Origin of the sequence: Streptomyces sp. NPDC012510, assembly GCF_042955065.1 — a bacterium.
Lineage (GTDB): Bacteria > Actinomycetota > Actinomycetes > Streptomycetales > Streptomycetaceae > Streptomyces.
Genome location: NZ_JBIBEN010000019.1, coordinates 1 through 15,242, shown reverse-complemented (window position 1 = coordinate 15,242; position 15,242 = coordinate 1). Strand labels below are relative to the sequence as shown.

Below are 15,242 nucleotides of genomic sequence, written 5' to 3'. Positions count from 1 at the left end.
CGACGTACGTGGGCACGACGGGGGTCGTACCGGTGGAGGCAGTCGTACTACAGCCGGGTAAGCGCGAGGTCACCTCCACAGGGACTCGGCCGCCGCCACCCCCACGAAGGCCGCGCCCAGCGCGGCCACCACACTCGCGACCACGTTGGCGACGGCATGGAACCGCGCGCCGTCCCGGGCGAGGCGCAGGGTCTCGTACGAGAAGGTCGAGTATGTGGTGAGCGCCCCGCACAGGCCGGTGCCGAGGAGAAGTTGCAGGTGAGAGGAGGCGGCACCGGCTGTCACGGCACCGGTGAGAACGCCGAGGACCAGTGAGCCGGCGACGTTGACGGTGAAGGTGCCCCAGGGGAAGACCGTGTCGTGGCGGGACTGCACGGCCCGGTCGGTGAGGTAGCGCAGGGGCGCTCCCACCATTCCGCCGACGACGACGAGCAGCCAGTTCACGTGGACCTCTTACCTTTCGCGGCGTTGGGACGGGGGTCCCGTTCGGGCCTTGTCATGCTCGCCTCCCGGCCAGTACCCGGCGTGCCGTCACAGCCGCCAGCCAGACCGCCGCGAGGGCGGCGAGGAGGGTGGCGGCAAGGTAGGCGAGGGCGGTACGTGGATGCCCCTCGTCCATCAGCCGCTGGATGTCGACGGCGTACGTCGAGAAGGTGGTGAAGCCACCGAGCACCCCGGTGCCGAAGAAGGGCCGCACCAGCCGGTGGACTGCCCGGATGTCCGTGATCACGACCATGAGGAGACCGATCACGGAGCAGCCGACGACGTTCACCCAGAACGTGGTCCACGGGAAGCCGCCGGGCTGTGCCGGCCAGAGCAGCGACGCGCCGTAGCGGGCGGTCGCGCCGATGCCACCGCCGAGGGACACCACGGCGACGACGGGTCCCTGCCCCTGCCAGGGGGACGGGCCGCGGGGCGCCGGGCCGGGGGCCGTGTGGGCCTCGCCCCTGTCGGGGGGCGGCTGTGTCATGCGTACGTCTCCTACTCGCCGGGGCCCGGACACCGCCCGGGCGTACTCCGTCGCAAGCAGGGACCGTTGGCGGCATCGTCGCCGCGGTTCGCGTACGGCGGGCCCCACCGCCGCGCCGCGAGTCGGATCGCGGCCGTTCGCCAGCGTAACGCGAGGGCCGTCCGTGGCGCGCACCGGCCGCCGCACCGTGTGCCGGGCCTGGCCGGCACACGGTGTGGCGTTCGCCGCCGTCGTCGTCCGCAACAATGGTCCCGTGCTGCCCCACCAGAGGCAGTCCGGCGCCTTCCGCGCGCGGGCGGCGACACTGGGCACCCTCGTCCACGTGTCCTTCCACTACATCGACGACACCTTCCAGTACGCCCTCGGCGCCCCGACCCGACCGGCGCCGGGTTTTCGAACCGTACGAGCCCGACGAAGGCCTCGGCAGCGTCCAGGAAACCGTGCGGCGAGGCACGGCGAAAGGGCCCGTTCGCCGAGGCGTACAGGCCCTTCCTCACTCACGGCCGCGTCGTCAGCGGTGGCTGAACCACGCCATCGCCGGCAGCGCCCGGTCGTCGTACCCGAACAGTGCCTGGTTCTCCCAGCCGTTGCCCGAGGACGCGTCCGTCGGGTCCCAGCCGTTGCCCGCGACGGCGGTCCAGGTGGACTCCCAGTAGAAGATCCCCAGGCCCCGGCCGTTGGGGACGGCCTCGACGATGCTCGCGATGTCCCTCATCCAGCGGGTCTGACCGCCGGTCGTGGCCGGGTAGCCGGACACGAGTTCGCTCGACAGGTCGATGATGTTCTCGTGCGAGTCCTCGCTGTCCAGCCGGAACGGGTAGGCCGTCTCGGCGACGAAGACCGGCTTGGAGTAGCGGGAGGCCGCGTCGTCCAGGGTGGTCTGGAAGTCGGCGAGCGTGCCGTGCCAGTAGCCGTAGTAGGACAGGCCGATGACGTCGAACTTCACCCCGTTGGAGACCGCGCTGTCGAACCACCAGCGGGTGCCGGGGAGGTCACCGCCCTTGGCGAGGTGCAGCGCCACCTGGGTGGAGGAGTTGACCGCCTTCACGGCGTCGTAGCCGGAGTTGAGCAGACCCGCGAGCTGCGACCAGTTCGAGGTGGAGCCGGCGGACCACAGCATGCCGCCGTTGATCTCGTTGCCGACCTGGACCATGTCGGCGGTGGTGCCCTGGGACTTGAGGGCGTTGAGGACGTCGTACGTGTGGTTGTAGACGTCCGTCCTGAGCTGGGTGTAGCCGTGTCCGGTCCACGGGGACGGCACGGTCTGTGCGCCCGGGTCGGCCCAGGTGTCCGAGTAGTGGAAGTCGACCAGCAGCTTCATGCCCTGCGCCTTGACGCGCTTGGCGGCGGCGAGCACACGGGCCTTGTTGTTGAAACCGTCGGCGGGGTTCACCCAGACCTTGACGCGCGCGTAGTTCTGCCCGGCGCTCTTGAGGATGGCGAGCGCGTCGCCGGTGGTGCCGGAACTGTTCTTGTAGACCCCGCCCTCGGCCTCGCTCTTGATGAGCGAGGACACGTCGGAGCCCTTGATGGCGAGGCCCGTCGTACCGGAGGCGAAGGTCAGGTCGTCGACGTTGATCCAGTTGCCCGCCTTGGCATCGGAGTTGATGCTGATCGTGCACTGGTTGTTGGTCACCGCGACGGAGGTGACAATCCGGATCCAGCCGCTGGAGGAGACCGGGATGTCGGTGCGTTGTTCGGCGCCGCCGCAGTTCTTCAGCGCGAGGTACGCGGAGTTCTGGCCGCCGCCGGAGCGCACCCAGGCGGTGAGCTTGTAGTTCCCGTTGGTCAGCCCGGAGAGATACTGGTAGGTCTCCACCTTGTAGGCGGAGGACGACCAGTGGGTGAGGCGGTAACTGCCGCCGTGACCACCGGATTCGGTGAAGGAGGCGGAGTTCTGCCCGGCCGCGGAGTACGTCGACCAGCCGGTCGGCGTCGCGGTCCCGGTGCCGTTGGATTCGAAGCCGCCGTTGGTGAGCGTGGAGGCGGCGTTCGCCGGGCCGGCGGGCAGGGTGGTGAGCGCCAGGCCTGCGAACAGCGGTATCAGCAGGGCCCTGAGGGCGCGTCTCGCATGGAACATCGTCGTCCCTTCGACAAGGGCGGGGACCTTGATTGAGCGGTACCGGGTGGCGGCGCCGCACCCGAAGGCCGTGGGCGCGGCGCCGCCGGGACCGACCGGACGTCCCCTAGAAATCCGGTCGGGGTCGGGGAGGGCCCGAGGCTGGGGGGAACAGCCCCGGACGGGGCCCGGAGGCCGGTGCACGGCCCCCGGGCGCGGGGCCGGAGCCGCTGACCGACCTCCGGGCGGGTGACCCGAAGTCGGTGAACGGGCCCGGGGCGGGTGACCCGAAGTCGGTGAACGGCTCCGGGCGGGTGACCCGAAGTGGGTGAACGGGTCCGGGCGGAGTGGCCCGGAGGCGGTGATCGCTCCGGGCACGTGGCCCGGAAGCGGTGCTCGGCCTCTGGGCCGGTGCGGCGGTCGTCACGTCCATCGGCTCGGTGGCCGGCCGCCGCCACGTCGGACGGTCAGGTGTCGAGGCGTACGACCCTGACGTCGCCGGCGGGTATGACGAGCCGGCCCGCCGCACGTTCGCCGGTCAACAGCTCCGTGCCGTCCGTGTCCAGCGGCACCTTCGCGTCGAGCGCGGTGTGGTTGAGCGCGAACAGGAAGTCGCCCGACTCCCCCGCGCGGCACACCACTTCGACGTCGCGCGGCAGATCGCGGGGCGCGATGCCCGCGTCGTCTGCCGCCCAGCCGAGGAGGGCGTCCAGACCGTGCGCGTCGAGGCGGGTCGAGACGTACCAGGCGGAGCCCTCGCCGAGCCGGTGCCGGGTGACGGCGGGCCGGTCGGCGGTGAGCCCGTCGGCGTACTTCCACACGGTCTCGGCACCGCGCGGCACCACGAACTCGGTCCACACGTCGCCGGTCAGCTCGGAGCCGTCGGGCCCGGTGATCCGCACGCTCTCCCCGCCGAGCAGCGGCGAGAACTCCTCGACGGTCAGGCCGAGCACGTCCCGCAGGGCGCCGGGGTAGGCGCCCTCGTGGACGGCGTCGTGCTCGTCGACGATCCCGGAGAAGTAGGAGACGACGAGGGTGCCGCCGTTCTCGACGTACGCCTTGAGGTTGTTCCCCACCGCTTCCGTCATCAGGTACAGCGCGGGGACCACGACAAGGGGATAGGCCGACAAGTCGGCTCCGGGGTGGGCGAAGTCGACCGTGAGGTGGCGGTCGTAGAGGGCCTCGTAGAAGGCGTCGGCGCGTTCGCGGGCCTCGTGGTCCTCGGTGGGGCGCCAGGCGAGGTTCTGCGCCCACCAGGAGTGCCAGTCCCACAGGACGGCCACGTCGGCGACGGTCCGGGTGCCCTTGATATGGCTGAGCGACTCGATACGGGCGCCGAGTTCGACGACCTCGCGCCAGACCCGCGAGTCCGTGCCGGCTTGCGGCAGCATCGCCGAGTGGAACTTCTCGGCGCCGCGCCGGGACTGCCGCCACTGGAAGAACATCGCGCCGTCGGAGCCGCGTGCCACATGGGCGAGGGAGTTGCGGGCCATCTGGCCGGGGGCCTTGGCGGGGTTGCGGGCCTGCCAGTTGACGCCCGAGGTGGAGTGCTCCAGGAGCAGCCAGGGGGCGCCGCCGCCGACCGAGCGGGTCAGGTCGGCGGCCATGGCGAGGTTCACATGGGTGCGACGGCCGTCGGTCATCAGGTAGTGGTCGTTGGTGACGAGGTCGACCTCGCGGCCCCAGGCCCAGTAGTCCATGGAGTCGCACTGGCTGAGCGCGGTCATGAAGTTGGTGGTGACCGGGATGCCGGGTGCGAGACGGTGCAGGATGTCCCGCTCCATGACGAAGTTCTCGCGGATCGTCTCGTCGGCGAACCGCTTGTAGTCCAGGGCCTGGCCGGGGTTGCCGACCGTCGGTGTCACGCGCGGCGGGTTGATCTGCGCGAAGTCGGTGTAGTGCTGGCCCCAGAAGGCGGTGCCCCATGCCTCGTTGACCGCCGCGACGTCGCCGTAGACGCGCTCCAGCCAGCGGCGGAAGTGTGCGGCGCAGGAGTCGCAGTAGCAGGCGGAGACCGGGACGCCGTACTCGTTGTGCACGTGCCACAGGGCGAGCGCCGGGTGGTCGGCGTAGCGCTCGGCGAGCTTGGTGGTGATGGTCGCGGCGGCGGCCCGGTAATCGGTGTTGCTGTGGCAGATGGCGCCGCGTGAGCCGAACTCGTAGCGGGTGCCGTCGGCGGCCACGGGCAGCGCCTCGGGGTGTTCGCGGTAGAACCAGACGGGCGGTACGACGGTGGGGGTGCCCAGGTCGACGCGGATGCCGTTCTCGTGGAGCAGGTCGAGCAGGCGGTCGAGCCAGGCGAAGTCGTACTCGCCGCGTGAGGTTTCCAGCAGGGCCCAGGAGAAGATGCCGACGCTCACCATCGTGACGCCGGCCTCGCGCATCAGCCGCACGTCCTCGTGCCAGACGGTTTCCGGCCACTGCTCGGGGTTGTAGTCCCCACCGAAAGCGAGCCTGGTCAGGCCCGTGGGCGTGGTCTCCGGCATGGGTCTCTCCCGTTTTGTCGATCATATGGGAACGTGCACACACAGCGGCGGCAGGGCCCTTTCAACATAACCGCACAGCCACAACCATTGACAAGTGTCCGAGATGTTTCTCTACTGTGAACGCTCACAGGCGCAGCATCTGTGAACGCTCACAGAAGCATGGCATGGTCTTCGCAGCAGGCGAGGACCCAGGTCAGGGGAGAAGGATCCATGCCCAACATCACCAAGCACCGGCGCGTTGTGGCCGCCGCCGTCGCCGTCACGCTCGGCGCCACCGCACTTGCCGCCTGTGGCGGGTCCGAGGACGACAGCGAGGCCCAGTCGGGGCCGGCGAAGCTGACGTACTGGACCTGGACGCCGGGCATGGACAAGGTCGTTGACCTGTGGAACAAGGGTCCCGGCAAGGAGCAGCAGATCAGCGTCACGGTGAAGAAGCAGGCCTCCGGCGACGCGCTGGTCACCAAGATCCTCACCGCGCACAAGGCGGGCAAGGGCCCGGACCTGGTGCAGGCCGAGTACCAGGCGCTGCCCACGCTGGTCAGCAATGACGCGGTCGCCGACATCGCGAAGGAGGCGGGCGACGCGAAGAGCAAGTTCGCCGACGGTGTCTGGCAGCAGACCACGCTGGGCTCGGACGCCGTCTACGCGATACCACAGGACATCGGGCCGATGATGTTCTACTACCGCGAGGACCTCTTCAAGAAGTACGACCTCACCGTTCCGAAGACCTGGGACGAGTTCGCCGAGACCGCGCGCAAGCTGAAGAAGGAGGACGCGGACGTCGACCTCGCGACCTTCTCGGCGAACGACTCCGGTCTCTTCGCCGGTCTCGCCCAGCAGGCGGGCGCGCGGTGGTGGACCACCGAGGGTCAGAAGTGGAAGGTCGGCATCGACGACGCGGCGACGCAGCGGGTCGCCGACTTCTGGGGCGGCCTGGTGAAGGAGGGCGCCATCGACAACCAGCCGATGTACACCCCGGCCTGGAACAAGGCACTCAACTCCGGCAAGCAGATCGCCTGGGTCAGCGCGGTGTGGGCGCCGGGCACGCTGACCACGGCCGCGCCGGAGACGGCGGGGAAGTGGAAGGTGGCGCCGCTGCCGCAGTGGTCGTCGTCCGAGAACACCACCGGTAGCTGGGGCGGCTCCTCGACGGCCGTCACCACGGACTCCAAGAACAAGGGCGCCGCCGCGAAGTTCGCCGCCTGGCTGAACACGGACCCGGAGGCGCTGACCGCGCTGGCGAAGGAGGGTGGCATCTACCCGGCCGCTACCACTGCGCAGACCAGTGACGCGTTCGCCGAGCCGCCGGCCTTCTTCTCCAACCAGGCCGACTTCTACACCGTGGCCTCCGAGATCGCGAAGACGACGGCAGCCTCCGCCTGGGGCCCGAACGTGAACGTCGCGTACACCACCTTCAAGGACGCGTTCGGCGCCGCCGCCAAGGACAAGTCGGACTTCGGTGCCGCCCTGAAGAAGATGCAGGACGACACGGTCGCCGACATGAAGAAGCAGGGCTTCGAGGTCGCGGAGTGACGACGGCACCCCGGAGGTCGTACGGGGTCAAGGGGGCCCCGTACGCCCACCCGTCTCCCACCACCACCCTCAGACGAGCGCGAAGCGCCCCTTACGTCTTTCTCCTCCCCGCGACGATCCTGTTCGCCCTCTTCTTCGCGCTGCCCATCGGCTACGCGGTCTGGCTCAGTCTGCACAAGGTGCAGGTCAAGGGCCTCGGCCTCGGCTCGGGCGCGCGCAGCGAGGTGTGGGCGGGCTTCGAGAACTACGCCGACGCCCTGACCGACTCCGAGCTGCTGGACGGAGCGCTGCGCGTCCTCGGCTACGGGGCCATCGTGGTCCCGGTCATGCTCGGCCTGGCCCTCGTCTTCGCCCTGATGCTGGACAGCGACAAGGTGAGGCTGGCCCCGTTCACCCGGCTGGCGATCTTCCTGCCGTACGCCATACCGGGTGTCGTGGCGGCCCTCCTGTGGGGCTTCCTCTACCTCCCCGACGTCAGCCCCTTCTACTTCGTGCTGGAGAAGCTGGGGCTCCCGCAGCCGGACCTGCTCGACGGCGGCGGGCTGTACGCGGCCCTGTCGAACATCGCGGTCTGGGGCGGCACCGGCTTCAACATGATCGTCATCTACACCTCGCTGCAGGCCATCCCCGCCGAGGTGTACGAGGCGGCGAAGCTGGACGGCGCGAGCCCGTTGCAGATCGCGCTGAGGATCAAGATCCCGATGGTGGCGCCGTCGCTGGTGCTGACCTTCTTCTTCTCGATCATCGCCACGCTCCAGGTGTTCAGTGAGCCCACCACCCTCAAGCCCCTCACCAACTCGGTCTCCACAACATGGAGTCCGCTGATGAAGGTGTACCGGGACGCCTTCGGCGAGGGAGACATCCACTCGGCCGCGGCCGGTGCGGTGATCATCGCCGTGGCCACCCTGGCCCTCTCCTTCGGCTTCCTGAGGGCCGCGAACTCCCGTCAGAAGCAGGAGGCAGCACGATGAGTTCTCTTGCCGTCCACAAGGCCGCCCCGGATGGGGGTCCCCCCGGTCGAGCGAAGTCGAGAGTGGAGGAGGGCACCACGCCCGGCACCGCCCAGGGCCCGCCGCTGCGCCGCCGAATCGCCCTCGTCCCGACGCTGACCCTGCTGCTGGGCGCGATCTACTGCCTGCTGCCCGTGGCCTGGGTGCTGATCGCGGCCACCAAGTCGGGCAGTGAGCTGTTCACCACGTTCACGTTCCTGCCTGGCAGCGGCTTCAGGGACAACCTGGCCGACCTGAACGCCTACCGCGACGGCATCTACTGGCAGTGGATGGGCAACTCCGCCCTCTACGCCGGTCTCGGCGCCCTCCTCTCCACCGCCGTTTCGGCGGTCAGCGGCTACGCGCTGGCGATCTACCGCTTCAAGGGCCGAGAGGCCGTCTTCAACGTCCTGATGGCGGGCGTGCTGATGCCGCCGGTGATCCTGGCCATCCCGCAGTACCTGCTGATGGCGAAGGCCGACCTGGCGGACAGTTACTGGTCGGTGCTGCTGCCGCTGATCCTCTCCCCGTACGGCGTGTACCTGTCCCGGATCTACGCCGCTGCCGCCGTCCCCGCCGACGTCGTGGAGGCCGGGCGGATGGACGGGGCGAGCGAGTGGCGGATCTTCACCCGGATCGCGCTGCCGATGATGGTGCCGGGGCTGGTGACGGTCTTCCTGTTCCAGTTCGTGGCCGTGTGGAACAACTTCCTGCTGCCGTACATCATGCTCAGCGACGACGAGAAGTTCCCGATCACCCTGGGCCTGTTCACGCTCCTGGAACAGGGCGCGAACACCCCGGCGCTCTACACCCTGGTGATCACGGGCGCGCTGCTCGCGGTGATCCCACTGATCGCCCTCTTCCTGGGCATCCAGCGGTTCTGGAGCCTCGATCTGCTCTCCGGGGCCGTAAAGTCATGACCATGAGCAACACGGGGGGCAGGCGCAAGCCGCCGACCATTCATGACGTGGCGCGCGAGGCGGGAGTCTCCCGGGGGACGGTCTCGCGCGTGCTCAACGGCGGTCACTACGTCAGTCCGACAGCCGCCGAGGCGGTCAACGCCGCGATCCGCAAGACGGGTTACGTCGTGAACCGGCACGCGCGCTCGCTGATCACGGGCCGTTCCGACTCGGTCGGCTTCCTGCTGACGGAACCGCAGGAGAAGCTCTTCGAGGACCCCAACTTCAACGTTCTTCTGCGCTGTTGCACCCAGGCGCTGGCCGCGCACGACATCCCGCTGCTGCTGATGGTGGCCGGCACGGAGGACGAACGGCGCCGGATCACGCGGTACATCACGGCGGGCCACGTCGACGGAGTGCTGGTGGTCTCCAGCCACTCGGCGGACCCGGTCACCCGGGAACTCCGTGAGGCGGGCATCCCCCTCGTCCAGTGCGGCAAGCCCATGACGCCCGGCTCCAAGGTGAGTTACGTGGCCGCCGACGACCGCGACGGCGCCCGTGACATGGTGCGCCATCTGCTGTCGCTGGGCCGCCGCCGGATCGGTGTCGTGACCGGCCCGCTGGACTCGCCCGGCGGTGTCGACCGCCTCGCCGGGTACAAGGAGGTGCTCACCGAGGCGGGCGTCGAGATCGACGAGCGGCTCATCGTCTCCGGCGACTACAGCCGGGCCAGCGGTGAGGTGGGCGCCGAGCGGCTGCTGGCACGGGCACCCGACATGGACGCGGTGTTCGTGGCCTCCGACCTGATGGCGCAGGGCGCCCTCGCCGCGCTCCGCCGGGCGGGCCGCCGGGTCCCCGAGGACGTGTCCTTGGGCGGCTTCGACGACTCCGCCGCCGCGACGGAGTCCGTCCCGGCCCTCACCACGATCCGCCAGCCCTACGACCGCATCAGCAACGAGATGGTGCGGGTCCTGCTGGCCCAGATCGGCGGCGAGGATCCGGCGGCGGTGATCCTGCCGACGGAGCTGGTGCGACGTGAGTCGACGTGAGGTGAGGCCCGGCGCGAGCGTGCGCCGTCGCGGCGCGGCGGCACAGGTCGGCGCAGGTCAGCGGTGCGCGGAGACCCGCTCAGGTGTGCCGGCGTCTGCGGTGGCCCGTGTGCCGGGGTGCGTGAGCGCGCACAGGAACACGAGGGCGAGCGCGATGGCCATGCCGTGGAACACCCACGCGAAGAACGCGGCCAGGGCGAGCATACAGGCGTTGCCCGGGCCTCCGGTTATGTCAGCCATGCCTGGATCCTCCCCTCATCCGGCACGGAGCGCATACCCGGGTCACACACGGTAAGGAGCAGGACTCCTGGTCATCACCCGAACGGTCGTCCGAAGATCACGTCTTGACCCGCGTCGGAACGCCGGGCCGGGGTACTCGACGAGCACCGGTCCCCGATTCGGTTGGACACTGAGATGCGGCCGGTGTGTGCCGAAGGACGAGACCAGGACACGACTGCCATGAACAGCGACAGCGATTTCGAGGGCGCGGAGAACGTCGTCTCCAGCCATTCCGTCTTCGGCGCCCCCTGCTGGGTGAGCCTGACAAGCCGGGATCTGCCGGCGACGGAGAACTTCTACGCGGCCGTGCTGGGCTGGCGCTGGCGTACGGCCAAGCTCGGCGACCACTTCCGGATCGCGCTGGCGGACGGGGTGCCCGTCGCCGGTATCGCCGGGGTGGCGAACCTGTGGCAGATGGCGGTGGCCTGGACGCCGTACTTCGCCGTGTCCGACGCGGACGCGGCGGCGAGCCGGGCCAGGGAGCGCGGCGGCACGGTCGCGGTGGGCCCCCTGTCCTTCCCGCCCGGACGGGCCGCCCTGCTGGCGGACCGCCACGGGGCGTCCTTCGGGATCTGGGAGGGTGCGCTCTTCACCGACTGGGAGACCTGGCGCAAGGCCGCCCCCGCCTTCATCCGGCTCCACACCCGCGACGCGTTCGACGCGGCGATCTTCTACGGCGAGGTCCTGGAGTGGGCCACCGAGAAGCCCGGCTGCTGCGAGGTCCACTACGAGGGGAACGAGGTCGTCCTGCGCAGCGAGGGCGAGGCCGTGGCCCGGATCACCTCCGGCGCGCTGGAAGCGGCACCCGACCCCACGATCAGGCCGCACTGGCAGGTCCACTTCTCCGTCTCCGACGTGGCGGCCTGCGTCGACACCGCTCAGCACCACGGCGGTACGGTCCTCACGCACGTCGCGGACGAGGCTGTGTTGCGCGACCCGGACGGCGCCCAGTTCACGATCACCTCACGCCGCCCACGCTGACCGCCGCCGGGTGGCAGCCGACGGCGGTCAGCGTGGGCGGCGGGCCGGTTCAGCGGGCCCGGGACGGCCGTGACAGCAGCACCAGCCCCCGCGCCTCGACGATGATCTCGGCGCCCGCCTTGTACTCGGACTCGTCCCGGGCTCCGTCCGGCTCGGCGGCCGTGTCGACGCGTGTCGTCCAGCGCTCGCCGTACGTGGCACCGGGCACGCGGAAGACCGTCGGCTCCCAGTGGCTGTTCAGCAGGAGCAGGAAGGAGTCGTCGACGACGGGGTCGCCGTAGGGGTCGCGTTCGGCGATGGCGTCGCCGTTGAGGAAGACGGCCACCGCGTGGGCGTCGGAGCGGTCCCAGTCGGCATCGCTCATCTCCCGGGCGTCCGGCCGCAGCCAGACCAGGTCGGGGAGCGGCTGGTCCGCCCGGGTCGGCGTGTCGCCCCGGAAGAAGCGGCGGCGGCGCAGCACGGGGTGGGCGGCGCGCAGGGCGATCAGGTCGCGGGTGAAGGCCAGCAGCGCGCGTCGTTCGTCGTCCAGCCGCCAGTCGAGCCAGGAGACTTCGTTGTCCTGGCAGTAGGCGTTGTTGTTGCCGTGCTGGGTGCGGCCCGACTCGTCACCGTGGCAGAGCATCGGGATGCCCTGGGACAACAGCAGTGTGGCCAGGAGGTTGCGCTGCTGGCGTGCGCGGAGGGCGAGGACACCGGGGTCCTCGGTGGGGCCCTCTACCCCGCAGTTCCAGGACCGGTTGGAACTCTCGCCGTCCTGGTTGTCCTCGCCGTTGGCCTCGTTGTGCTTGTCGTTGTATGAGACCAGGTCGCGCAGGGTGAAACCGTCGTGCGCGGTGACGAAGTTGACGCTGGCGCGCGGACGGCGCCGACTGTGCTCGTACAGATCGGAGGAGCCGGTCAGCCGGGAGGCGAACTCGCCGAGGGTGTCCGGCCGGCCGCGCCAGAAGTCCCGTACGGCGTCCCGGTATCTGCCGTTCCACTCCGACCACAGCGGCGGGAAGTTGCCCACCTGGTAGCCGCCCTCACCGACGTCCCACGGTTCGGCGATCAGCTTGACCCGGCTGATCACCGGGTCCTGCTGGATCAGGTCGAAGAACGCCGAGAGGCGGTCCACCTCGTGGAACTGCCGGGCCAGGGTGGCCGCGAGGTCGAATCGGAAGCCGTCGACGTGCATCTCGGTCACCCAGTACCGGAGCGAGTCCATGATCAGTTGCAGGACGTACGGGTGCCGCATCAGCAGGCTGTTGCCGGTGCCGGTGGTGTCGTAGTAGTGCTCCCAGTCACCGTCCACCAGACGGTAGTACGAGGAGTTGTCGATTCCCCGGAACGAGAGGGTGGGGCCCTTCTCGTTGCCCTCGGCGGTGTGGTTGTAGACGACGTCGAGGATCACCTCGAGGCCGGCCGCGTGCAGCGCCTTGACCATCGACTTGAACTCGGTGACCTGCTGGCCGCGGGTGCCGTCGGCGGCGTAGGCGTTGTGCGGCGCGAAGAAGCCGATGGTGTTGTAGCCCCAGTAGTTGGCCAGGCCCCGGTCCTGGAGGACACCGTCGTGCACGAACTGGTGCACGGGCATCAGCTCGATCGCGGTCACGCCCAGCGAGGTGAGGTGGTCGAGGACGGCGGGGTGGGCCAACCCGGCATAGGTACCGCGCAGTTCGGCGGGGATGTCGGGGTGGGTACGGGTGAGGCCGCGGACGTGGGCCTCGTAGATGACGGTGTCGGCGTACGGCCGGTGGGGCGGGCGGTCGTCCCCCCAGTCGAAGAACGGGTCGGTGACCACGCCGAGCATGGTGTGTCCGGCGCTGTCGGCGCCGGGTTCGTAGAGGGAGGGGTGGTTGTCCGTCCACCCGTCCACGGCTCTGGTGTACGGGTCGAGGAGGAGCTTCGCCGGGTCGCAGCGGTGACCGGCGGCGGGGTCCCAGGGGCCGTGCACGCGGTAGCCGTAGCGCTGTCCCGGTCCGACGCCGGGGAGACGGCAGTGCCAGACGAAGCCGTCGACCTCGGTGAGCGGGACCGCACGATGACGGCCGTCGTCGTCGACGAGAACGAGGTCGACGCGGTCGGCGACCTCGCTGAACAGCGCGAAGTTGGTTCCGGCGCCGTCGAAGGAGGCTCCCAGCGGGTAGGGGTGCCCGCTCCACACGGGCACCCCTTTCCGCTCCGGCCGCACGCTCACCGCGCGCCGTCGAGGCCGGCCGACATCTCACCGCCGGGCGAACCGGCGAGCATGGCGACGGGGAGTTCGCGCGGCACCTGGAGCCCTTCGCTCAGGGCCGGCTCGGGCGCCGTGGGGACCAGGGGCACGCACTGGTCGACGGGGGCCCGCTGGGTGAACCAGATGATCGTACTGCCGGTGTGGGTGGAGCAGCAGCCCCAGCCGTCGCTCAGCGCCGCGATGCGGGTGAGACAGGGCCGCAGCTCCCTGTCCGGGCGCAGCTCGCGGTCGTTCTCACCGACCGCGGCGATGAGGTGCTGGCCGTTCCACCACATCTCGATGGAAGTGTTCTTGTCCGTCGCGTGCTCCTCGATCGCGTGGAGCAGCAGTTCGGCGCTGTGGCAGACGGGCTCGACGAGGGTCTCCAGGTCCCAGAACCGGAGGTGAGCGGCCAGGATGCGCCTGACCTGTCCGACCCGTTCCGGACTGACTTCCACGTCGAGGTGGTAGTAGCGAGGCACTGCGGTCTTCATCGTCGTTGGCTCCTCACCGGCGAAGCTCCCGCTTCTTCTCGTCCCTGGGGATCGAGCGCCGAGTCGTCCTTCACGGAGCGGGCCCGAGCACGAAGCGTGAGCACCGATCACTTCTGAGTCATCTCCAGAGTGAGTGGGCTACGCCATTCGTGCAACACGAGCGACTCCTGAGGTAGTTGAAGAACCAACAAGACGCGTGGTGGTTACCCGTGCACCATGAGTGAAGCCCCCGGCTCCGCCCTCAGGTGTCGGGATCCCCGTGCACGACCTCCCCCGGGAAGCGTGCTCCACAGAGAGTGCCGGGAGGTGATCAGCACATGTTGCTGCCCGCCAAGAATGAGGTGGCCAGACATCTGCGGCGCTACCGCACCTGGGAACGCGTGATGCTCGCGTCCCCGACCGACCGCGCGGCCCGGGACAACTTCGAGGACTCGGGCTACACGCTGTGCGTGCTGATGGGCAAGCGCTGCGCCCGTGAGGCCGTGGCGGCGGCCGAGCGCTACCTGCAGACGAGCCTGCCCATGTACCTCCAGGAGGAGACCGGCCGCTACCTCCCGGAGGAGGCCGGCAGCCGCACACAGGAACAGCCCGGCCAGGCCCGCAAGGAGCAGCCCGGCAAGCCCCGTTCGGCCCGACGTGGTCCACCGTCCGGACGGCGTTCCACGGCAGGGCGGTAGGACCGGTTCAGCACCCGTTCGGCACAGCGCCGATCCCGAGCAGGCGGAGGTGAGACTCATGAGCCCGACCCCGGCCATCGGCCGCGTCCCCATCAGGGAGGTCCGCCCGCTCGTCGAGTGCGGCAGGCGTCCCGCCAAGGCGGTCGTCGGCGAGACCTTCGAGGTCACCGCGACCCTCTTCCGGGAAGGCCACGGCGTGGTCGCCGCCAATGTCGTGCTCAAGGACCCGGAGGGCCGCCCGGCCCCGTGGACCCCGATGCGCGAACTCGCCCCCGGAACCGACCGCTGGGGCGCCCACGTCACCCCGACCGCCGTCGGCCGATGGACCTACCGCGTGGAGGCCTGGGGCGACCCGATCGCCACCTGGCGGCACCACGCCCGGATCAAGATCCCGGCCGGCATCGACAGTGGCCTCGTCCTGGAGGAGGGCGCCGAGCTGTACGAACGCGCCGCCGCCGGCGTGCCGGAGCCCGACCTTCTCGCGGTCCTGACGGAGGCCGTCCGGAGGCTCCGGGACGACACCCTGCCGGTCGACGACCGGTTGGCGGCGGCGTTGGCGCCGGAGGTCGACGAGGTCCTCACCCGCCATCCCCTGCGGGAACTGGTCACCTCCTGCGAACCGCTGCCGCTGC

General features: G+C 70.0%; 14 protein-coding genes. 7 read left to right on the top strand and 7 right to left on the bottom strand.

The genetic code is table 11. The features are described from left to right. Positions 1–69: 69 nt before the first annotated feature. From crcB (ACFY9I_RS30315) to ACFY9I_RS30300, 4 genes are all read right to left on the bottom strand, one after another. Positions 70–444 (bottom strand): fluoride efflux transporter CrcB, encoded by a 375-nt coding sequence (gene crcB / locus ACFY9I_RS30315; protein WP_391007335.1) that lies wholly within the window; start codon positions 442–444, stop codon positions 70–72. Between the two features lie 52 nt (positions 445–496). After that, positions 497–970, bottom strand: coding sequence for a fluoride efflux transporter CrcB (gene crcB, locus ACFY9I_RS30310; protein ID WP_391007333.1), 474 nt, complete (start codon positions 968–970; stop codon positions 497–499). 511 nt (positions 971–1,481) lie between these two features. Then, positions 1,482–3,050, bottom strand: coding sequence for a glycosyl hydrolase 53 family protein (locus ACFY9I_RS30305; protein ID WP_391007331.1), 1,569 nt, complete (start codon positions 3,048–3,050; stop codon positions 1,482–1,484). 446 nt (positions 3,051–3,496) lie between these two features. Then, positions 3,497–5,515, bottom strand: coding sequence for a beta-galactosidase (locus ACFY9I_RS30300; RefSeq protein ID WP_391007329.1), 2,019 nt, complete (start codon positions 5,513–5,515; stop codon positions 3,497–3,499). 210 nt (positions 5,516–5,725) lie between these two features. Here ACFY9I_RS30300 and ACFY9I_RS30295 point away from each other — a divergent pair, with 210 nt between their 5' ends. The 4 genes from ACFY9I_RS30295 to ACFY9I_RS30280 are packed head-to-tail and all read left to right on the top strand — an operon-like array spanning position 5,726 to position 9,985. Continuing rightward, positions 5,726–7,048, top strand: a complete 1,323-nt coding sequence (locus ACFY9I_RS30295; protein WP_391007327.1) for an extracellular solute-binding protein — start codon at positions 5,726–5,728, stop codon at positions 7,046–7,048. Continuing rightward, positions 7,045–8,019 (top strand): ABC transporter permease subunit, encoded by a 975-nt coding sequence (locus ACFY9I_RS30290; RefSeq protein ID WP_391007325.1) that lies wholly within the window; start codon positions 7,045–7,047, stop codon positions 8,017–8,019. Before ACFY9I_RS30295 ends, ACFY9I_RS30290 begins: the two co-directional genes overlap by 4 nt. Next, on the top strand, positions 8,016–8,957 hold the full coding sequence (locus ACFY9I_RS30285; protein ID WP_391007323.1) for an ABC transporter permease subunit: 942 nt from the start codon (positions 8,016–8,018) through the stop codon (positions 8,955–8,957). Before ACFY9I_RS30290 ends, ACFY9I_RS30285 begins: the two co-directional genes overlap by 4 nt. Next, positions 8,954–9,985, top strand: coding sequence for a substrate-binding domain-containing protein (locus ACFY9I_RS30280; protein WP_391007321.1), 1,032 nt, complete (start codon positions 8,954–8,956; stop codon positions 9,983–9,985). Before ACFY9I_RS30285 ends, ACFY9I_RS30280 begins: the two co-directional genes overlap by 4 nt. A gap of 57 nt (positions 9,986–10,042) precedes the next feature. On the opposite strand, the gene ACFY9I_RS30275 is transcribed toward ACFY9I_RS30280, so the two are convergent. Continuing rightward, a complete protein-coding gene (locus tag ACFY9I_RS30275) occupies positions 10,043–10,225 on the bottom strand; it encodes a hypothetical protein (RefSeq protein ID WP_391007319.1) in 183 nt (60 codons plus the stop codon). Between the two features lie 219 nt (positions 10,226–10,444). Between ACFY9I_RS30275 and ACFY9I_RS30270 the strand changes: the two genes are divergently transcribed. Beyond that, positions 10,445–11,245 (top strand): VOC family protein, encoded by an 801-nt coding sequence (locus tag ACFY9I_RS30270; protein WP_391007317.1) that lies wholly within the window; start codon positions 10,445–10,447, stop codon positions 11,243–11,245. Positions 11,246–11,294: 49 nt separating this feature from the next. Here ACFY9I_RS30270 and glgX read toward each other — a convergent pair whose 3' ends face one another. Both glgX and ACFY9I_RS30260 read right to left on the bottom strand, forming a co-directional pair. Then, positions 11,295–13,394: a glycogen debranching protein GlgX gene (gene glgX / locus ACFY9I_RS30265; RefSeq protein ID WP_391007315.1), complete on the bottom strand. Its 2,100-nt coding sequence runs from the start codon at positions 13,392–13,394 to the stop codon at positions 11,295–11,297. Positions 13,395–13,417: 23 nt separating this feature from the next. Continuing rightward, complete coding sequence (locus ACFY9I_RS30260) at positions 13,418–13,933, bottom strand: pep a2 (protein ID WP_391007313.1); 516 nt, start codon at positions 13,931–13,933, stop codon at positions 13,418–13,420. Between the two features lie 317 nt (positions 13,934–14,250). On the opposite strand from ACFY9I_RS30260, the gene ACFY9I_RS30255 reads away from it, so the two are divergent. Together ACFY9I_RS30255 and ACFY9I_RS30250 are read left to right on the top strand one after the other, a co-directional pair. Continuing rightward, a complete protein-coding gene (locus ACFY9I_RS30255) occupies positions 14,251–14,610 on the top strand; it encodes a DUF5133 domain-containing protein (RefSeq protein WP_391007311.1) in 360 nt (119 codons plus the stop codon). A 58-nt stretch (positions 14,611–14,668) separates the two neighbouring features. After that, positions 14,669–15,242 (top strand): maltotransferase domain-containing protein (locus ACFY9I_RS30250; protein ID WP_391007309.1); only part of this gene is annotated, 574 nt, incomplete at its 3' end.